Here is a 20269-nt window from a genome sequence, read left to right on the forward strand (position 1 = left end):
CATTAGCTCCCAGCCGAGTGGCGGGCGGTCGGCCCGCAGGGAAACACTATAATGTGAAACTGGTTTGGTTGAGTCGTTTAGCCGCCTTCCGCCCCAGTTGGATGCACAAATTGGCCTATAGCCAGACTCAAGCCATGCAGCGCACTCTCCAAATGAATACCTTTTGCACGCTGCTGTGAACACTCACCTTCTTTACAAAGGATGTCGATAAAATCATACTTATCTGGTTGCTCAGAAAGCACAATAAGATGAGCCTCGGCGTAATCCCAAAAGATAGACAAATGACTGGTTACAATTGGCTCATGATCTACAATCTGCTGGATAGCCTCATCCATTCCAGTATGGGGATGGTTTCTTATACTTAGCGGCAGTTCTGGATTATATGTCATACTATTCTTTCCTATCGCTCTTGTATGTTGCGTGCACCCGCCGGCCAAGTTTTCGTGGACCGGTTAAAGAACCGATTGCCGTCGTAGAAGTGTATATTGACACCAGCGAGTAGGTTTATATCAGGAATTTCGCAAGCATTTTGTGAGGAAAAAAATTACCAGTGACAAATTTGTTTAGCTAATTTATGACCCACACCCTGTATTCCCCTACCCACTATACTGCATCATCCTACCTACTTCAGCCAGAATCCTATCCTTTGCCACTACATACGGCATCTTAGGTTTTAGCCTTCCTTGTTCCGTATTTGTCAGTGATTCTATTTATCCGACGATTGATTCTGGCCTTCACCGGAAGAAACTCTCTGCCCGCACTATCTCTAGACTCTGCTAGAAAGGCTATGATTCTTTTCTCTTTCATAGGGTCTACCCCCATAGATTCGGATTATCCCCATTGACCTTCTAAGTATCCGTATCAGGTGATGTAAAGCTAGCCCTATCCAGACCACGACATATTCAATCGCAATTCTGGCCTTATATGAAGCTTCACACTCGGCCCTTTGTTCTTCTGATACGGAGAAATTCGGCGTAGTCTCCTTCAGCCGTTGCTATCGGATCAGCCTGCGCTTCTCCATCTCTACAGTTAGCCGCATAGCTGAGACCGGCGAAGGTTTCGATATACTCTTCTGCCGGCCTATATTGATCGCTAATCACTAGCTCTTGGTATCTCTGTATATACCGCTGCTTCCACTCGGTATCGCTTAACATGGTCTATCCTCCATCGTGTTTAACCGGTTTTTTTCATCTACCCAGATGATTACTTACGCACTGCCTTTCCCCTTATCCTTTCTCATGAGAACAAGATCACCATAATCCTTTCCCGCCTGCTCTATCGGGTCTACTTCGTCTTTCCCATTATTACAGTTATGCAGATAGCTGATATTAGCCACAGCTTCGATATACTGGTCATCCGGCCTATACTGATCTTGAGCACATATATCCTTGTATCGCTCTCTATACTTCCGCGTCCACTTCGCTTTATTCGGCATGATGATGCTCCTGTCTTCTTTTATGGGATTTTGTCGACCGGACAGCCTGCTTAGCCATAATGAACGTATCTTTCCTACCGTATCCGAACTTGGTTGTGTAGTAATTCGCTAATCTGTTGATCGTCATGATTGCTACCTCTCGGTTTCTTTCTATCACGGTTCATCCGTTCGATTTCGATTACTTAGTTGAATTTAACTTCCGTTGTGTCACCGGTATTCAAACCGCACCACAGAGCCATATCTTCTTTGGTTTTTCCCCGAATGCTGATGAATGCGTTGACCTGAAAATCTCCATCTGTTCTGACCAGAACATTCATTCCTGACTTTAACTCTTCCGGCTTTACTGGTTGACTCACTCCGCCTCTCCCTCGGCTATGATTTACCGTTTGTTTGACATTGAGTTTGTAGTTTATCCGGCAGATCGAGGGCTGGTTATAGGGCTTCAATGATCGCCATCAACTCTTGTTCGATTGTTGATGGCAGCGTATCCCTCGCACTGCACACTAGATGTAGTTTCTTGATTTCATAATCGCGCTTTCTTGCACTTATCCGGTATTTTCATCTCAGATTAACTGATTTTATAAATTCAGATTTTCTCGCATTAATTGCTCCTGTTTTTCAGTCTTCTCACATTAATTGATTTTATCAATCGGGATTTCTCACATTATTTGATTTTATCTCAAGTCAACAACTAAAGTTGTCAACTTTGCTTTGGGCACTTTATTGAGGGGGAAGCCGCAGAATTCGGAAAAAATCGTAAAGACCGGATTTGTCAGATTGAACGCTAAGAATTTATGTGGGTTTTGTCAGGAAATACTGGATCGGACTCTATTCTGACGCGATTTTCAGCTTATGCCTGACGTCTGGTTGAGGTACGCTTTAACCTGACAGAATTATTCCACACACACTACTGATTGCTCTGTACTTAACAGAGAATGCCCATTAAACACCGATTGACAGTCGGTTTATTGGCGCTTAAACTCACTTTTTTAATAGCTAAGCTACTTGCGAGTTGATGGCTTCATGCACGGTTTAAAACGTCCTTACTTAGGCGAGCTGGAAATGGCAGTTCTTGAGCATCTATGGTCCAATGGTGACTCTGATGCGAAAGGCGTTTATAACGTCTTGGGAAAAACGCGCGGCATTTCTCACAATACCATTCAATCGACACTCGAACGCTTATTCAAGAAGAGACTGTTAACACGCCAAAAAATCAGCCATGCTTACATTTATCATGCCGTCGTTAGCCGTGACGAACTCATGGGCCGCATGATCAAGGATGTCGTCAAAACCATCTCCAAAGAAAACACGGACGGCATGTTGGCCGCTTTCGTCGATATTGCCGCCCATACTGACGAGTCTCATCTAGACAGGCTTGAGCAACTGATTAACGAATATCGCTTAAAGCGCGATACTGAAAGCGCATCATGACCCTGCATTTAATCCAGTCAGGACTCCTGGCCCTGCTCTTTTTTGCAGGCTTAGTGGCCGTGTTGTCGGCGCCTTTATATTCCTGGTTCAGGAACAGGCTGATCCAGCTGCCTTGTCATACCCGGTCGAACCTATTGACGCTATGGTTGCTCAGTCCCGCTTTGATCGGATTGTTATTAGCTTTTGCCGGATTACTGCCTTCCTGGACAGACAGTCACGAAATAGCGACTGAACATTGCGCCAGTCACACCAATGGCATAGCGCATCTTTGCTGGTTTGACCCTATCGTCCATCTGTCCGATGCGCTATGGCTGGGTGGGAGCAGTCTGTTAGCGATGGTCACACTGTCTAATATCTATAAAGGCATCAAGTTACTGGCTAGGCATCGGCATTTCCAAGCAACACTCCGGTTGGTCGGTCAACCGGATCATAAAGCCGGTGTTTTTCGCATTGCCAGCGAGCATGTTTTTGTTTTCTCTTGCGGCCTGTTTACGCCCTGCGCTTTCATTTCCTCACGGCTGATGGAGCAATTATCGGCAGAACAGTTGGACGTGGTGCTGGCGCATGAACAGGCGCATTGCCGGCGACGTGATGTGTTACGGCGCTTATTCCTGAGTTTGGCGGCTTTGTTCCATTTTCCCGCGCTGCGTCGGCATTTGCTGGCTGATCTGGCGTTGGCGCAGGAACAGATCTGCGATGAGGCTGCGGCCCTAAAGGTCGGGGATCGGCTTTTCGTGGCGGAAACGATTATTAATCTAGCACGTAAATTAAACACGCGGATTCCGGAACAGAATATAGGCGTCATCGCTTTTAACGGCAGCCATATCGATGTCAGGATTCAACAACTGCTGGCGCCGCCTAAGCCGGTAAACCGCTGCCAGGTGTTTTTTACGGCGCTGTTTTTTATCACCTTGTTCAGCGGCATGCTGGCATTAGCCATGCCGCTGCATCATTTACTCTAATCCTCATGAGCGACCTATAAGATGGCTCGATTGAAAAGACGGCTGCCTAGAATACCGACTAACGGTCGGTTTTGTGTGCTGAACCATTTATTCCTAGTGGCGCTAATGCTTCCTCTACCGGCGCATGCGCAAGCGGCCCCGCCTTTAACCGAAGCACAGACGGTAGAAAAGGTGCTCCAGCAGACGAATGTTCGAAGCTGGATCGAAGGCACTATCAATGAAGCGCAAAGCGATGTTGAGGAATTCTCACACTGGGATAATCCGACCTTCTCTTATGCTTTGGACGCCCCTCACCTGCGCGATCAGAATGCAACCGAGCAATCCTACATGATCTCGCAGAGCGTCGATTTGAGCGGGCGACGTGAATTGCGACAGTCGGCGGCCAAATTGCGTCTGCAGTCCGCCACAGCCACGACGCAATCGCGTCTCGCTTTGTTCAAAGCCGAAACCCGCCAGCGGTTTTTTGATGTGTTGCATCAGCAACAGCGCTTGCAGGCTATTAACGCCTGGACGCAACGCCTCGCCGAACTGGAACGGATCATCCGCGAACGGACTTCCGCCGGCGATGTCTCCGGTTACGATTTAAAACGCTTGCAGCGCGAATATGCTTCCGCGACTACCCAGCAGCAAGCCGAACAAGCGGCGCTGCGTCGCAGCTGGGAGCAACTGAACGCGTTGTGGGAGAACCACGACGCGGCCGACCACGAAGCCAGCGTCTCAGGCGAGCTCTTGCCAGCGGCACCGGCCGCCTTAGACCGGTTTCTGGCGGAGCTGGAACAGAACCCCGCTTTGCAAAGTCTTGCGCAACAAAAAGCCGCCCTCGATTTAAATGCCGAAGCGGCCGAGCGTTGGAAAATTCCTAAATTCAATCTCGGCGTCGGCGCCAAAACGTTTGACGCCACCAATTATTCCGATACCGCTTTGCTGGTCAACGTTGATGTGCCGTTGCCGCTGTGGAGCCAGAATAACGCCGAGCGAATGCGCTATCACGCGCAGGCGCAAAAGGCCGACAGCGAGTACCGTTTGGCGCATCAAAAAACGTATGGCGAAATTCGCGGCTCGTGGCAGGAGTTGACGGGTCTGTTACAAGCGGTGCAGACCTTCGAACAACAAGGGCAAGCCGTCTCGGACGAACTCATCAATATCGCTAACATTTCTTATCAGGCCGGTGAAATCGGGATTTTTGAATTACTGGACGCCTACCGCGAACGGCAAACCTATGATCTGGACAGATTAGATCTTATGCACAAGGCCCGCAATGCAAGTATTGAATTGGATCGATTGACCGCCGCCGGAATCACCCCATGAATGATGTAATAAAAAGTCTTATTTTTCTTGCCCTGATACTGCTGACGGCTTGTAACGACCAGAATACGGGCGTCGGCAATCAAGCCCCAAAGCCTAAAGCGTATGATTTCACCCATTACACCGATAAAACCGAGCTGTTTGTCGAGTTCCGGGCATTAACGGTCGGGCAGGCATCCCTGTTTGCGGCGCATTTTTCCAGGCTTAGCGACTTCCAGCCTGTCGCAGAAGGCACGATCACGGTCATTTTGAGCAGTAAAGATCAGCCTACAGAACGATTCTCAACCGATTCGCCTTCGGTGCCGGGCATCTTTGTCGTGAAAGCGGAGCCTCGCTATGCGGGCCAGCGCCAGCTCACTGTCGAATTGGCATCGAAGGCCTTTACGGTCCGCCACGCATTAGGCGAAGTGCCGGTTTATCCGGATCTCGCGGCGGCTCTTGCCGCAGCAGGCGCTGAACAAGAAGCAGACAGCGGCGACATTCCCTTCCTCAAGGAACAGCAATGGAAAATCGATTTTGCCACCGAAGCCATTGGCCGGCATGAACTGCAACAATCGGTACGGGCGCTGGGCACCCTAAGAGCTTCCGCCGGAAACGAAGCCTATGTCAGCGCCCCGACCAGCGGCCATGTACTGACGCCGGCTGACGTGTTGCCGAAAGTGGGCATGCCCGTGCAGCAGGGACAAATACTGGCCTCCTTGGCGGCACGCCTCAGCGGCACCAGTGATATGGCGCAACTGGAACTCGACGTTCAAAAAGCACGCGCGGCAGATCAGCTGGCACGCAGTGAACTGAACCGTCTGCAACAGCTGTTTGAAGCCGAAGCGGTCGCCAAGCGCCGGGTTATCGAAGCGCAAAGCAGAGCTAAAGTCACGGGCGCCGAATTGAATGCGGCTGAAAAACGCCTGGAGCAGACGCGCAGGCAAGCGGTTGGACGCGCTTCCGGCGTACCTGTTTACGCACCGGTCAGCGGCATCCTGGCGCAGGTGACGGTGGCTTCGGGCAGCTATGTCGAGGAAGGCGAGAAACTGTTCCACATCATCAATCCGGATACCTTATGGCTGGAAGCGAGGATTGCCGAAGCCGATATGGCACAGCTAAATACGCCGGAACGCGTCAGTTTTATCGCCAGGGATGGTGTGTATGCCGCAAGCCCGTCGGGAACGGGCGCGGCGAAAGTGGACGGCTTCACCAGCGACTTCCAGATTCAGCTGGGCGAAAACGGCAAACTCATTTCTTACGGTCAAGTGATCGATCCAGTCACACGCACCGTGCCGATGGTTGTCGAGTTCCAAAATCTACAGCGGCAATTATCGGTCGGCTCATTGGTGCAGACACGCATCTATACCGGCGAGAAAATAACCTCGATTGCCGTACCCGAAGCGGCGCTCATCGATGATAACGGTCAGGACGTGGTTTTCGTGCAATCGGGGGGCGAGTCGTTCCAGCGCCGGGTGTTGCGGTTAGGCCTCAGGGACCGTGGTTTCGTGCAGGTGCTCAGCGGCGTGAACGAAGGCGAGCGTGTCGTGACAAAAGGTGCCTATCTGGTCTTTCTGGCCGCCTCATCGCCTGCGCAATTAGGCGCTCACGGCCATGCGCACTAGAGGTTGCCGATCATGATTGCCCAAGCCATTGCCTGGTCATTAAAAAATCGCCTGTTTGTGCTGGTCGGTTCTGCGCTGCTGTTGCTGTGGGGTGTTTACGAAACTCAGCGCATGGCTGTGGATGTCTTGCCGGATCTGACGGCCCCTACCGTCACCGTCATCAGCGAGGCGCACGGCATGGCGCCCAGCGAAGTCGAACGGCTGATTACCTTCCCTATCGAAACCGCTCTAAACGGCGCTACCGGGGTGCGCCGCGTGCGTTCCAACTCCGATGTGGGCCTGGCCGTGGTTATCGTCGAATTTGACTGGAACACCGATATTTACCAAGCCCGCCAGATTGTCGCCGAGAAATTGCAGCTGGCACGCGGCAGTCTGCCGCCCAATATCGCCAGCCCGGTGCTGGCGCCGATTGCCTCCGTGATGGGCGAGATCTTGTTTATAGCGCTACAGTCGGACCAGCATGACAGCCTAACGCTGAAAACCACAGCGGACTGGACCGTCAGGCGACGGCTGCTGTCGGTACCGGGCGTCGCGGAAGTGATCCCGATAGGCGGGGATACCAAACAATACCAGGTTCAGGTTAAACCCGAGCGTCTAGCCGCCTATAAGCTCACTTTAACTGACGTGGTCAACGCCGTCCGGGACAGTAACCGCAATGCGTCTGCCGGCTTTTACACGGTTTCAGGCCAGGAGTATTTAATTCAGGGTATCGGGCGGATCCGCCACCTGGACGACATCAATGAAATTGCCGTTGCCGAGCGCAACGGCCAGCCTGTGCTTGTCCGGCATGTTGCCGACATTAAGATAGGCGCCGCGCTTAAACGCGGCACCGGCTCGCACAACGGCAAACCGGCGGTTATTCTGGGCGTGCTCAAACAACCGGGCGTGAACACCCTGGAACTCACCCAACGCCTGGACGAGGTACTGGCGAATATTCAAAGTTCCTTGCCAAAAGGCATGGTGCTGGATGCCAATATCTTCAGGCAAGCCGATTTTATCGCCGTTTCAGTCGATAATTTACTCGATGCGCTGCGGGACGGCGCAATCCTGGTGGTTCTGATTATCTTTGTGTTTCTGATGAGCGGACAGGCGACGTTGATCACCTTGCTGGCCATTCCGCTGTCCATGATCGCCGCGATTCTGGCCATGAAAGCCATGGGGGCGACCATTAATACGATGACCCTGGGCGGTTTGGCTATCGCGCTGGGCGCCTTGGTCGATGACGCCATCATTGTCGTCGAAAATACGGTCAGGCGCATGCGGGAAAACAGCCGCTTGCCGGAAGCCGAGCGCCGCCCTGTGACTGCCCTGGTGTTCAACGCGAGCCATGAAATTCTGGGCTCGATCGTCTTCGCTACCTTGATTATCATCCTGGTTTTCTTACCGCTGTTTTTTCTCAGCGGCATAGAAGGCCGTTTATTACAGCCGTTAGGGTTTGCCTATATCGTGGCCATCGCCGCCTCGTTGCTGGTCGCGGTAACCGTCACCCCGGCGCTTTGCAGCCTCCTGTTACCGGCTTCCCGTGCCATTCGCGAAGATAAAGAGGGCCGTCTGGTGATTTGGCTGAAACAACGGTATCTGTTCTTACTGGAGCGCACCCTGAAACAGTGGAAACTGATCAGTGTGCTTTCAGCGGCTGGCCTGACCGTGGCTTTGCTGGCATTGGCGCTTTCAGGACGGGCTTTTTTGCCGGAGTTCAACGAAGGCAGCTTGACCATTAGCGCGATTACGCTGCCGGGGACTTCTTTGCAGCAATCGGACCAGCTGGCGCAGCGTGTGGAGGAAATCATTTTGCAGCAGCCGGAAGTCGTCTCGACGGCCCGGCGCACCGGGCGAGCGGAACTGGACCCGCATGCGCAGCAGGTTTTTGCTTCGGAAATCGATGTCAGCTTGAAGATGCAGGACCGCAGCAAAGACGAGTTCCTGTCCGCATTAAGGACGTCTTTGACCGCCGTGCCTGGCATGGCGATTGTTATTGGCCAGCCGATCTCCCATCGTATCGACCATATGCTGTCCGGCACGCGCGCTAATATCGCCATCAAGCTCTTCGGTCAGGATCTGGTCGAACTGCGGCGATTGGCTAACCAGATCAAGGGTCTTACGGCCAAAGTGCGTGGAGCGGTGGATGTATCGATCGACAATCCCGCCGATGTGCCATTCCTGGATGTCAAATTCGACAGAAAAGCGATGGCCCGCTATGGGCTGACCATCGATACCGTATCGACGGCGATCGAAACGGCTTTTGCCGGTCAGGCCGTCTCCAGAATCATGGAAAACGTCGGCAGTTTTGATCTGGTCGTCCGTTACGGCGCCGGTGCCCCGGAAGATCTAGACGTCATTCGTTCCACGCTCATCATGACCGCTTCTGGCGCCCAACTGCCTTTGCATGCCTTGGCCGACATCCGTAAAACGCGAGGCCCGAACACCATCAGCCGTGAAAATACGCAGCGCAAGATTGTGGTCATGGCTAATGTCGCCGAACGCGACCTGGCCGGCGTGGTCAAGGACATCCGTGCCGGCGTCGAACAAAACGTCAGCCTGCCCAGCGGCTATCATGTTGAATACGGGGGGCAGTTTGAAAGCGCCGAGCAAGCCACCCGAACCTTATCTATTGTCGGTTTTATCGTCATCGTGGGCATTTTCCTGCTGCTGTTTGTCGCCTTTCATTCGGCGGGCGATGCGCTATTGGTGATGTTGAATTTGCCGCTGGCGCTGATCGGCGGTGTGATCGGCATTTATGTGTCCGGCGGCGTATTGTCTATCGCCTCCATTATCGGCTTTATTACCCTGTTTGGCATCGCGACCCGCAACGGCGTCATGATGATCAGCCATATTCACCATCTAGTTCAAGAAGAGGGCATCCGTGATTTATACCGAGCCGTTAAGCAAGGCGCTCTTGAACGCTTGTCGCCTATCCTGATGACGGCCTTGGCGACAGGCATTGCGCTGATCCCTCTAGCGCTGGCAGGCGGAGAGCCTGGCAGTGAAATTCAGGCGCCGATGGCCATTGTGATTCTGTTCGGTCTATTGACCTCGACCGCCCTGAACATGCTGGTGATCCCGGCTTTGTACTTACGCTTCGGTTCAATGCGCAAGGTATTCATCAATAACGGTGACACAAAATGATCTATACGGTCATCAAAGTGGTCATTACCAGTCTGCTGGTCGTTTCGATAGCCGAGCTATCGAAACGCAGTTCATTGATCGGCGCCCTGCTGGCTTCGCTGCCGCTCACCTCCGTGCTGGCGATGTTCTGGCTCTATATTGATACCCACGATGCCGGGAAAGTGGCGGATCTGGCATCCGGGATTTTTTGGTTGGTTCTCCCGTCCCTGGTTTTCTTCGTCAGCTTGCCTTTATTGCTAAAGACAGGCCTTAACTTCTATCTGAGCATGGGGGTTTCCCTAGCGGCGACGGCCGGCTGTTATTCCATCATGGTCCTTATCCTGAAGTACTGTGGCGTCAAACTGTAGCTATAACCTTATTCCACTCACTTGCAAGAGGCTTTTTAAACGATGATATCCACTATATGGCGGCCCGCTTGGTTGATAAGCTTGCCGTGCCTGTTATTTCTGCTGAGTCCCAGCGTTCTGGCGCATGGCGTCGATGCCAATACTCAGCATTTTCTGCTGGCCAACCAAGGCGTCGCTATCGGGCCTTTTCTGTATATCGGCGCCAAGCACATGGTGACCGGCTACGATCACCTGCTGTTTCTGCTTGGCGTGATTTTCTTTCTGTTCCGCACCCGGGATGTGCTGCTGTATGTCAGTCTGTTCACTTTGGGGCATAGCTTGACGCTGTTGTTCGGCGTGCTGAGCAAGGTGACAGTCAATCCGTTTCTGATCGATGCCATCATTGGGCTTTCCGTGGTCTACAAAGGCTTCGATAACCTGGGCGGTTTTCGCCGCTTGTTCGGCTTTCAGCCCAATACCAAAATCGCCGTGATGGTATTCGGCTTGTTTCATGGCTTTGGCCTGGCCACCAAATTGCAGGACTTTTCCTTGCCTCAAGAGGGGTTATGGAAAAATCTGTTGGCCTTCAATGTCGGGGTGGAGATAGGCCAGTTTGTGGCGTTGCTGTTTATCCTGATTGCACTCGATTTTTGGCGCAGGCACAGAAGTTTTTATGCCTTTTCGACCGCGACCAATACGCTGTTGATGACAGGCGGCCTGATTCTGTTCGGCTACCAGTTAACCGGTTATTTAATTAACGTATAAACTCATGAATGACATTAATCCTTCCGTTCCCTCTCTAAAATCGCTGCTCATCGCCACGGCTTCTGCCACGGTACTGGCCAGCACTATTTTAATAACGGCTGTGTTGCCTGCCGAATACGGCATTGACCCGACTGGCTTAGGAAAAATGATGGGGTTGACTGCTTTATCATCGGTGCAGACTAAAGCCACCAGCCAGCCGCTCGCCATCACCTGTCCGACGCTGCCGCAGCAAGTCGCTGAAACAAGTATTCAGGACCAGAAACAGGCCGCCAAGCCCGCTGCCGGTTCGACTGAAAATACTCAAAAGCAGGCCCAGCCCCAGTGGCAGGATTCGGTCAAAATACGGGTGCCCGCTGGCGAGGGTCTGGAATATAAATTCCATCTGGTGAAAGGCGCCTCCCTGGAGTATTCGTGGGCGACCGACGGGGCCAAGCTCTATTTTGATTTTCATGGCGAACCCCAGGGCGATAAGACCGGGTACTTCAAAAGCTTTAAAGAGAGCACCGATAACCGATCCAGCGGTACTTTAACGGCCCCTTTCGAAGGTCCCCATGGTTGGTATTGGGAAAACAAATCCTCATCGCCGGTGACGATCATTCTAAATACCAAAGGTTCTTACCGGATTTTAGGTCTGATGTAACAAGATATCTCATACGCACTGCGTAATTAATTTATCTTTTTATATTTAAAATGAAGTTTACTGGTTAATAAACCATTTTTGAGCTGATAAAGCAGGGATATTGCGTATCACCCATAAGGCGGCCGCTTACGGCCCCCTTATGGGACAAACAGGATGCGACTATTCGTTTTCGGTTTTCAAAATATTGCCATTAACATCCAGTTCGATCTCGGTTTCCTTGCCAGCCGCTTTGATTTCCACTTCATAGCCGGTCAGGGTATTGTCTGGTTTCATTAATTTCTCTGCTTCTTCGATCCTGGCGTCGAGCTAGGCTTTCTTAATGGCCTGAGCAACGGGTTCAGGCAGCGATTTACGGTCGATTTCCTCTTCTTTCTGTAGCACAGTGCCATCGGCGCTATAGGTCGCTTCGTACTCCTTGCCATTTTACTTGTATCCCACCTCATAGGCGGCTTTGCCTTCGAACATTTCCTCTTCGAACTTCAAGCCCTTGGCACAGGGATAGGCTTTTTCAAAAGCAGCGATAACCTCTTTGGGTGCCTGATCTTTGCTCAATTTTTCTCGCCGGCATTCGCAGGACTAAGAATCATTGGCAAGCTTATTAAAACAGCGGTGATTGCATATCGGGTTTTCATAAATACTCCTTAGGTTGTGGACGAATGCTTTAACACAAACACATTAGCCGCGTTCCCGTAGAGAACCGTGTAGCAAATGCTCTTCACGATCAAAATTTCTGTTGACGTTCTTATCCGCTTATGAAGTAGAATAATCTACAACTTTGTTATATAAGAACTTAAATATGAGCGATTCCTGGCTAATCTTTATTGTCAGTCTGCCGACCCGCAACTCCGCCGGCCGCATGCGCGTATGGCGGGCACTCAAAGCGCTGGGCTGCGGCGTTCTGCGCGATGGTGTCTATTTGCTACCGTATCGCCCAGAATTCCGGCAGACGCTTCAGCTTCAGGCCGAAGACGTCATTGCGGGCGGAGGCAATGCCCATATCCTGGCGTTGGACAGTGAAAGCGATGAACAGCAGGCGCTCTTTGAACACTTTTTCGACCGCTCGGCCGATTACGCAAAACTGGTTGAGGACATCCGACAGAGCGCTGACTTGAATCTCCGGTCGGAAGACCCAGCCAAACTGCAAAAACAGGCTCACCAGTGGCGCAAGGCATTTGAAGCCATTGCCCTCCAGGACTATTTCCCAGGCGCCGCGCAGGAGCAAGCGGCGGCAGCCTTGGAAGATCTGGAACAGACCGTCAATGAGCGCCTTGCGCCCGACGAGCCCCATGCCGTTCAGCATCGGATCAAGCGTCTTCAGCCTCAGGATTACCGGCAGCGAATTTGGGCGACACGCCAGCGACCGTGGGTAGACCGGCTCGCCAGCGCCTGGCTTATCCGGCGTTTCATTGATCCTGAAGCGCGTTTTATATGGCTTAAGGTACCGGATGATTGTCCTGCCGAGGCGCTGGGCTTCGATTTCGACGGGGCCGTATTCACGCATGTGGGGGCAAAAGTCACTTTCGAGGTTTTGCTGGCCAGTTTTGGACTGACAAAGGATCCTGCTTTGAACCGCATCGGCGCCCTGGTGCATTACCTCGATGCCGGCGGGATTCCCGTCCTGGAAGCGGTCGGACTGGAAACGCTCATGAGCGGCATGCGGCAACGCTGGACCGATGACGATGAACTGCTGGCTGAAGCAGAGAAGATTTTTGACGCCTTTTATCAAGCCTTTTCAGGAAACGACTGATGAATCAACCCAATCCATCGCAACCATCTCCGTCGCCAGTCACTTTGGGGCAAGCTTTCTGGTACTGGCTTAAACTCGGCTTCATTAGTTTTGGTGGTCCGGCCGGTCAAATCGCCATCATGCATCAGGATTTAGTTGAGAAGAAACGCTGGATTTCCGAACGGCGTTATTTGCACGCGCTCAACTACTGCATGCTGCTGCCAGGGCCCGAAGCCCAACAGTTAGCGACCTACGTTGGCTGGCTGATGCATCGCACATGGGGCGGGGTCATAGCCGGCGGGTTGTTTGTCCTGCCCTCGCTGCTTATTCTGATTGGCCTAAGCTGGATTTATCTGGCCTTCGGGCATCTGCCCGCCGTCGCCAGCGTACTCTACGGCATTAAACCGGCGGTAACGGCCATTGTCCTTTTCGCCGCCTACCGTATCGGTTCGCGGGCGTTGAAAAACTGGCTGCTTTGGACCATGGCGGCCTTGGCGTTTCTCGCTATCTTCGCACTACAGGCGCCGTTCCCGCTAATCGTGCTGGCAGCGGCCCTGCTCGGTGCGGTCGGCGGCAAACTTGCACCGCAGAAATTCGCCGTAGGTGGCGGACACGGTGCGGTTAACAACTGTTACGGGCCGGCACTCATCGACGACGATACGCCGATTCCCGCTCATGCCCGGTTTAGCTGGAAGGGACTGAGCAAACTGGTTTTCGTAGGTTTAATTTTGTGGGGCGGAGCCATTGGCTTCCTGTGCGCGCGCTACGGCTGGAATGGAGCGCTGACGCAAATGGGCTGGTTTTTCAGCAAAGCAGCCTTGCTGACTTTTGGCGGCGCTTATGCCGTGCTGCCTTATGTGTACCAAGGGGCCGTCGAGCATTATCACTGGCTGCTGCCTCAACAGATGATCGACGGGTTGGCATTGGGCGAAACCACACCGGGACCGCTGATTATGGTCGTCACTTTTGTCGGCTTCGTGGCCGGATGGGCAAAAACATTGTTCGGACCGGATCAGCTGTTTCTTGCAGGCGCTACAGCGGCTCTTGTCGTCACTTATTTCACCTTCTTGCCCAGTTTCCTGTTCATTCTGGCGGGAGGCCCATTGGTCGAATCCACACACGGGAATCTGAAGTTCACAGCGCCGTTAACCGGCATCACCGCGGCCGTGGTTGGCGTGATCCTGAACCTGGCAGCGTTTTTTGCCTATCACGTCTTCTGGCCACAGGGTTTTACGGGCCGTTTTGACGCACTTTCCGCCTTGATAGGCCTCTGCGCGTTGCTAGCCTTGTTTCGCTACAAGGTGAGTGTCATCCCGGTCATCGCCGCCTGCGGCGTGGCTGGACTGTTATTTACTTTTCTCAACCCCTGGTTGCTCCAGGTAGGAGTTTCCCTATGAATACCCGTCGTTATTCTCAAGCTGTCGTATTGGCGCTGTGCACATTCTTGGTGGGCCCCGTAGCCGCCAAACAGAAACAAGGTCACTCAGTTGATCTGGATATCGCCAAAATCGAGCAGCTGACCGGCCTCAAAGGCACGCTCGACAAGGCCGAGAACGTGTTCAAGGTCAGCCAGCCTCGCTCCGATCTCAATGTGACTGTCGCCGGTGTCAAGATGATTCCCGCCATGGGGCTGACGTCCTGGGCGGCCTTCAAGCCGGCGGGTCGCCAGGTCATGGTGATGGGCGACTTGGTTCTTCAGGAGGATCAAATCAATCCAGTCCTGAGCACGGCCTTGGACAATGGCATCGAAGTGACTGCCCTGCACAATCACTTTCTCTGGGATACGCCCAAGGTGATGTTCATGCATATTGGCGGCACGGGCGATTCGGAGAAGCTGGCGATAGCAGTCGGGAGACTGTTTGAGGCCATTCAGTCAACCGCTGGCAGTAAGTCCGCTGTGCCTTCTGCTTCGGTCGATGCCGTCAAGACCTCGCTGGACCCTAAAGCGATCGAATCGATCATCGGGGCTCCGGTAGAGAAAACCGGTGATGTTTATAAAGTCACGATAGGCCGAACCACTAAAATGGCGGGGCATGAGGCCGGTAAGGCCATGGGCGTCAATACCTGGGCGGTATTCGCCGGCAGCAATGAGCAAGCCAGCGTGGATGGCGACTTTGCCATGCGGGAATCCGAGCTGCAAGGCGTCTTAAAAGCCTTACGCACGGCCGGCATTAATATCACGGCGATTCACAACCACATGAGCGGGGAAACGCCTAGTATCGTTTTCCTCCATTATTGGGGTACAGGGCCTGCCAATGACCTAGCCAAAGGCGTAAAATCGGCTTTGGACGCCCAGAAGGCGGCCACGCCCAAAGCCCGGAAGAAAACATGAAGTGGATTACCCGTGAACGTCCGAAAATCGACCGCATTGCCTGCCCCTGGTTAATTGCCCGCTTTATTGATCGAGACGCGGAGTTTCTTTATGTGCCGCCAAACGATGTGCTCAGGATAGCCGCTGAAACAGGGGCCATTCCCTATGATGTTCCGGGCGTCGCACTCTCCCATGAAGGCGATCTGTGCAGTTTCGATGCGTTCCTGAAGCGGTATGCGCTGGAGGACAAGGCTTTACGGCAACTCGCCGTGATTGTGCGCGGCGCAGACACTTCGCGTTTGGATCTGACGCCGCAATCAGCCGGGCTTTATGCCATCTCATTGGGATTGTCCTATAACTTTGCCGATGATCAGGCGATGTTAAAGCACGGATTGGTCATTTATGATGCGCTGTATGCCTGGTGCCAATATTGCCAGGCTGAAGCGCATCATTGGCCGCCGTCGATGGGATGACAGAACGGGAGCCAAGGCCCGGAAGCAGGAGCCTTCCGGGTACCGATGAGACAGTGAGCCTTCATTTTTCAGCCAGAATCTGTGCTTAGGCGCATAGTGTGTTTTTACGCAATCTCGGCCGTAAACGATCAATGCGCCCCTGTCATTTCAAAAACAGCGTTTTCCGATCGTTCTCCCAATCGCTGATGGTCATATCCAGCAAGGCTTGCGGCCCGGCCATCGGAATCGCGTTCTTGGCCAAGACAACATAAGGAGCGGTCGCCAGGGCGGCGCCCACATAGCCTGAAGGGACGAACTCATGCTTGACCCCTACGAATATTTCCTTGTAGCTCACGCCCTGATTCTTGCCGACCAATAACACGCTATCGGCAAGCTTGCGCAGAACCTGCCTGAAATATTTCTTTTTTCCATCGCTTTTCGGCTTTAGCTCGCCGCATAACTCCATGAACAGATTGGCATCGCGGCTGCGATCCTGGGTGATGCCGAGGGCAAGCCCGCACCAGGCCGTTGTAGGGCCGGCAACGATGATTTCCTTATGGGCAGCCGTAATATGGGCGCCGGGCAGCATGGGGAAGCGCTTTTCTTCACGGGTCCCAAACAGTCTTTTTCCCGCATCGAGAAGCGGCTCCATGGCATAGACCGGTATTTCATCCAGGCCCTGCATCAGGGTAAACAGAGGGACTCTGGGCGAACGGGCCAGTTCATCGGCCTTGGCGATGTCATAGCCCCATATCACACCGTTGAGCCCGGAAAAGGATGAGGCAACGATCAGATTGATCTGCCCGATATAGGCCTCTGAAGCTTCCGCCGTATCGAAGGCGGCCGTACCGTCCAGTCCCTCGCCGTTTTGACCGGCTACCTTCAAGGTCTTGGGTACTTTACCAACATGCAGCGTTATGACTGAAACATATCCAGTTCCATTGGCGCCAGGATTGCCATAGCCATCGCAATAATGCTCAAAAGGTCCCACCGTGCCCCTGACTATTGCAGATAATGAAGCCGCATCGCCGGTTTTTTCTGAAACAGCGGCGTTTTGCTCTGATTGGGCTACCACTGGGCAAAAGGCAAACATTACCGCAGCCGCAATGGCGAATAAAGATAAACCGCATTTCATCAACGATCTCTCAAAGTAACGAAGACAGGTCCGTATGACCCCAGCATGGTAAAAGACAGCTGCCAAGATCGGAAATGGGTCCAGCCCGAATCAAAACACATAAAATTTTCAACGCTTTCCCTAAACCGCCAGGACAATGCTATCAGGCGAATAAAGATTAACGTACAATTTTTTCATAATTCTGTATTTGCCCCAATTAGGATAGCTCGACATACGTTCAAAGATACGCTCCGCTTCAAATACAGAAAGTATTTTCCCATCATCCATGCCTGGCTGTGAATAAAGGCGTAATACATTAGGCAAATCGGACTTAGATGCTTCACGAAAGCAAAGTGGATCGCGCATTGATTGTTCTCTTTTCAAATTTTTCAAAGGCTTAGCTATTTATGCAATAGCATTACTTGATGACAACCCCAGTCGTATCAGATTTATAGAATCCCAAGCTTATGAATTTCCTTATTGAACTCATCGGCCCTGGCCGCTGGCAATTGCCCATTGAAATACGCCTTGATTTCGCTTCTCCTGGCATTCAAGTGTTCACATAATGCCGTGGTGTTATAGCCGTGCCGGGCTAATTTCGGTTCCAGGGTGTTCAAGTCTGGCGACAGCACGGCTTCTATAAGCTCGACATTGACCGGTTTTGTCCCCGTGATGGCGCCCTTTATCAAAGCGAGTGTCAGGTAATGGCAGATTTGTAATGGCGTGATTAACCGTTCCGCCAAGAGATTGATGGCATCCGGTGCAACGATGTCATGAATAGGCGTTTTAGGCTTGCTGCACTGCTCCAATAGCCATTCGATATACCGCTGTTTCTGTTGTCCCCAACTGTCCAGGCTGAACAATTTGGCCCGGGCTCCGATTTCTTCCATGGCCGGCCTGTTGAGGTCATTACCCAGTTTCGGGTGGCCCACCATGATAATGGTCAATGTGCCCTTAGCGTCCTCAATCGTTTCTATCAATTGTTTTAAGCCAATTAACGTGCGCCAATGGAGATCATGGGCGCCATCTATAAAGAAGGCAATCGGTTTGTTAATTTTACGGACCAATTCCTGAAGCTTCCTTTCCCTGATTTCGGCTTGGGTTGGCACCTTAAACTCTTTTGCGGTCGGCAAATCGGCGAACAGGGCGGTATATAACGTGTTGATGTTGACGCGGCGTTTATCGGTTGCCAACGATTTGGCGACGATCACTTGGTTCTTCTTTTTAAGGCCATCCTGGAAATGCCGGATCATCGTCGTCTTACCGACGCCAACAAGGCCGGTCAGGGTGATTATCCCGCCAGACAAGACCGCTATTTCAAGGCTGTTCAATATGCTTTTAAAGGCTTCCGTCTCGAAGTAATCGGTTTTGTCGAAGTCCTTCACTAAACCATAGTAGTGCATCATTTCACCATACATTAGTTATCTCCCGAACGCTCCACCGAGCTTAAAGTAAAATACGCGCGAACTTTTTCCAGCACTGTATTCTTATCCAGCGAATCATCCAGGATCCTATTGATGGCCCCCATTTGCTGGTCGGTTAACCGGGACAACGGTTTGCCGAGATAATCGGCAATGGCTGTTTTGGCCTCCAGCTTGTTTTTAAAGGTGGCCGTTTGCAGGAAAGGGTTATCATCAAACGGTGTGGAATTCGGTTTTTCCAGGTGCAGTATATTGGCTTGGGTCAACAGGGCTTGATCACTGCTTTTGCTGCCGGATAACGCGGAGCGTGGCAGGCTGATCGTTTTGGCCAATTGCCCAATCCGATCCGCCTTAATTTCAACGTTGCTCTTTTTGTGCTTACGGAACTTGCCGAATGGGATGGGCCCTTCTTCGGGATAAAATGGCCCTTGTCTTTCGCTATTGAACTCGACATAGAGTTCGCTATCGAAAATGCCCCATAACAAGGTGATGTCTTGCCCCGCCATCTCGTGGCTTAATTGATAACGGATGCCATCAATACTGACACAGGCGTTGCTGTCCGCTTTACGCTGTTCTGGCTCGCGGGCAAAGGTGCGAAAACGCTCCCAGCTGCACATTTCCCGGAAACCTTGCGGCGGCAGGTTAAGCAGCCAATCATCCAACCGGGAATGATCTTCATGCCGGTGATCCATCGCGTTATATTCCTGTAAATACTTCCGCAACCAGGCGTTGGCTTCTTCCAGTGATTCCGGCTGCTGGAGATGGTACAGGGTTTCCAAGGAGGATTTTATGGTCAGGAACGAGCGTTCAACCTTGCCCTTTGAGCGTGCGGTGGTGCGGCGGCCATCACTGCCCTTGGGCATATGAACCCGTACTTCAACTCCCAGTTGCTTCATGACCCGCAAGAAGACGCGGCTTTTTGAGACCGGGCCGGCGTCCATGTAAATAACCGAAGGGATGCCCTGGAACGGACAGTTCTTGTCTTGCTTGGGGGACATCGCATTAAACAGAAACAGCAGCGCGGTCATCGCGTCTTCGCCTTTGACGACATGGTATTCCTGGTAACAAACGCCGCTCCGGTCATCGATGACACCTGCCAAAGCCAGATATGCCGAACTTTCTTTGATCGCTTTGCCGGCAAATGCCGGTTTTTTCAAGTCTGACGGCGAGAAATCAAATTGCCAGCATTCATTGCTATGGGTGGCTTGAAAGGGCGTCCAAGGCGGCTCGATGGTTAGGCTGCGGTGTCATAACCCCATTGTGTTAAATAGCGGCTGACCGTGCTGAGTTTGAGCCGGCCGGGTTCAACTTTAACCAGGCCTTCGCTGGTTTCAATGCCGTGCCTTTCGAGGAGTTCAATACAGGCTCTGGTGGATAAACGCCGGCCCTTTTTGCTGGTCGTCCTCAGTTTTAGCGCCGCAACCAATTCGCAATAACGGCGCATATCGGCTTCCGTCAGTATCCGGGGTTTATTGTAATCGCTGCGAAATGCCAGATAAGGCAGTTGAGGTTTCCTTAATAACCGCCGGAGTGTGGCAGGTGAAATGCCAAACGATTCGCAGGTTTCCTCAATAAGCGCTTTGCGTTGGGCGTTTCTGGGCGATAACACATCCAATTGGTTTTGAAGCGCCACCAGCACTTCAAAGGGGAT

Annotated in this window: 19 protein-coding genes and 1 pseudogene; 12 read left to right on the forward strand and 8 right to left on the reverse strand. The window is 52.3% G+C overall.

What is annotated here, in order from left to right:
- Positions 1-77 precede the first annotated feature (77 nt).
- From METLU_RS0100505 to METLU_RS27650, 3 genes are all read right to left on the reverse strand, one after another.
- The gene (locus METLU_RS0100505; protein ID WP_027156534.1) at positions 78-389 is read right to left on the reverse strand and encodes a hypothetical protein; all 312 of its coding nucleotides are present in this window, start codon (positions 387-389) and stop codon (positions 78-80) included.
- Between the two features lie 818 nt (positions 390-1207).
- A complete protein-coding gene (locus METLU_RS0100520) occupies positions 1208-1435 on the reverse strand; it encodes a hypothetical protein (RefSeq protein WP_027156536.1) in 228 nt (75 codons plus the stop codon).
- A gap of 182 nt (positions 1436-1617) precedes the next feature.
- Positions 1618-1791, reverse strand: coding sequence for a hypothetical protein (locus METLU_RS27650; RefSeq protein ID WP_155920338.1), 174 nt, complete (start codon positions 1789-1791; stop codon positions 1618-1620).
- Positions 1792-2458: 667 nt separating this feature from the next.
- Between METLU_RS27650 and METLU_RS0100530 the strand changes: the two genes are divergently transcribed.
- The 8 genes from METLU_RS0100530 to METLU_RS0100565 all read left to right on the forward strand — a co-directional run bounded on the left by METLU_RS0100530 (position 2459) and on the right by METLU_RS0100565 (position 11594).
- The gene (locus METLU_RS0100530) at positions 2459-2866 is read left to right on the forward strand and encodes a BlaI/MecI/CopY family transcriptional regulator (RefSeq protein ID WP_027156537.1); all 408 of its coding nucleotides are present in this window, start codon (positions 2459-2461) and stop codon (positions 2864-2866) included.
- Positions 2863-3828: a M56 family metallopeptidase gene (locus METLU_RS26505; RefSeq protein WP_051299698.1), complete on the forward strand. Its 966-nt coding sequence runs from the start codon at positions 2863-2865 to the stop codon at positions 3826-3828. Before METLU_RS0100530 ends, METLU_RS26505 begins: the two co-directional genes overlap by 4 nt.
- Positions 3829-3933: 105 nt before the next feature.
- Positions 3934-5136: a TolC family protein gene (locus METLU_RS0100540; protein ID WP_027156538.1), complete on the forward strand. Its 1203-nt coding sequence runs from the start codon at positions 3934-3936 to the stop codon at positions 5134-5136.
- Positions 5133-6737, forward strand: coding sequence for an efflux RND transporter periplasmic adaptor subunit (locus tag METLU_RS0100545; RefSeq protein WP_027156539.1), 1605 nt, complete (start codon positions 5133-5135; stop codon positions 6735-6737). Before METLU_RS0100540 ends, METLU_RS0100545 begins: the two co-directional genes overlap by 4 nt.
- Before the next feature lie 12 nt (positions 6738-6749).
- Positions 6750-9863: an efflux RND transporter permease subunit gene (locus METLU_RS0100550; protein ID WP_036242598.1), complete on the forward strand. Its 3114-nt coding sequence runs from the start codon at positions 6750-6752 to the stop codon at positions 9861-9863.
- Complete coding sequence (locus tag METLU_RS0100555; protein ID WP_027156541.1) at positions 9860-10210, forward strand: DUF3147 family protein; 351 nt, start codon at positions 9860-9862, stop codon at positions 10208-10210. The genes METLU_RS0100550 and METLU_RS0100555 overlap by 4 nt, the downstream gene beginning before the upstream one ends.
- Positions 10211-10291: 81 nt before the next feature.
- A complete protein-coding gene (locus METLU_RS0100560; protein WP_456237697.1) occupies positions 10292-10954 on the forward strand; it encodes a HupE/UreJ family protein in 663 nt (220 codons plus the stop codon).
- Positions 10955-10958: 4 nt separating this feature from the next.
- Positions 10959-11594 carry a hypothetical protein gene (locus tag METLU_RS0100565; RefSeq protein WP_027156543.1) on the forward strand — a complete coding sequence of 212 codons (636 nt, stop codon included), beginning with the start codon at positions 10959-10961 and terminating at the stop codon, positions 11592-11594.
- A 423-nt stretch (positions 11595-12017) separates the two neighbouring features.
- On the opposite strand, the gene METLU_RS28900 is transcribed toward METLU_RS0100565, so the two are convergent.
- Complete coding sequence (locus METLU_RS28900; RefSeq protein ID WP_269209126.1) at positions 12018-12146, reverse strand: hypothetical protein; 129 nt, start codon at positions 12144-12146, stop codon at positions 12018-12020.
- A gap of 244 nt (positions 12147-12390) precedes the next feature.
- Here METLU_RS28900 and METLU_RS0100580 point away from each other — a divergent pair, with 244 nt between their 5' ends.
- From METLU_RS0100580 to METLU_RS0100595, 4 genes are read left to right on the forward strand one after another with little or no spacing between them, the layout of a single operon-like run.
- Positions 12391-13341, forward strand: coding sequence for a chromate resistance protein ChrB domain-containing protein (locus tag METLU_RS0100580; protein WP_036242600.1), 951 nt, complete (start codon positions 12391-12393; stop codon positions 13339-13341).
- Entirely contained in the window at positions 13341-14717 is a 1377-nt protein-coding gene (gene chrA / locus METLU_RS0100585; protein WP_036242602.1) for a chromate efflux transporter, read from the forward strand. Before METLU_RS0100580 ends, chrA begins: the two co-directional genes overlap by 1 nt.
- The gene (locus tag METLU_RS0100590) at positions 14714-15652 is read left to right on the forward strand and encodes a DUF1259 domain-containing protein (protein WP_036242604.1); all 939 of its coding nucleotides are present in this window, start codon (positions 14714-14716) and stop codon (positions 15650-15652) included. The genes chrA and METLU_RS0100590 overlap by 4 nt, the downstream gene beginning before the upstream one ends.
- Positions 15649-16104, forward strand: a complete 456-nt coding sequence (locus METLU_RS0100595) for a chromate resistance protein ChrB domain-containing protein (RefSeq protein WP_027156547.1) — start codon at positions 15649-15651, stop codon at positions 16102-16104. Before METLU_RS0100590 ends, METLU_RS0100595 begins: the two co-directional genes overlap by 4 nt.
- A 142-nt stretch (positions 16105-16246) precedes the next feature.
- Here the strand turns inward: METLU_RS0100595 and METLU_RS0100600 are convergent, their stop codons facing one another.
- From METLU_RS0100600 to METLU_RS24045, 4 genes and pseudogenes are all read right to left on the reverse strand, one after another.
- Positions 16247-17176: a histidine decarboxylase, pyruvoyl type gene (locus METLU_RS0100600; protein WP_051299732.1), complete on the reverse strand. Its 930-nt coding sequence runs from the start codon at positions 17174-17176 to the stop codon at positions 16247-16249.
- Positions 17177-17338: 162 nt separating this feature from the next.
- Entirely contained in the window at positions 17339-17563 is a 225-nt protein-coding gene (locus tag METLU_RS27655; RefSeq protein ID WP_155920341.1) for a hypothetical protein, read from the reverse strand.
- An 83-nt stretch (positions 17564-17646) separates the two neighbouring features.
- Positions 17647-18615, reverse strand: a complete 969-nt coding sequence (locus tag METLU_RS0100605; RefSeq protein WP_027156549.1) for an ExeA family protein — start codon at positions 18613-18615, stop codon at positions 17647-17649.
- Positions 18615-20269 (reverse strand): annotated as a pseudogene (locus METLU_RS24045) (IS481 family transposase). Before METLU_RS24045 ends, METLU_RS0100605 begins: the two are co-directional and overlap by 1 nt.

This window comes from Methylobacter luteus IMV-B-3098, assembly GCF_000427625.1.
Classification (GTDB): Bacteria; Pseudomonadota; Gammaproteobacteria; order Methylococcales; family Methylomonadaceae; genus Methylobacter; species Methylobacter luteus.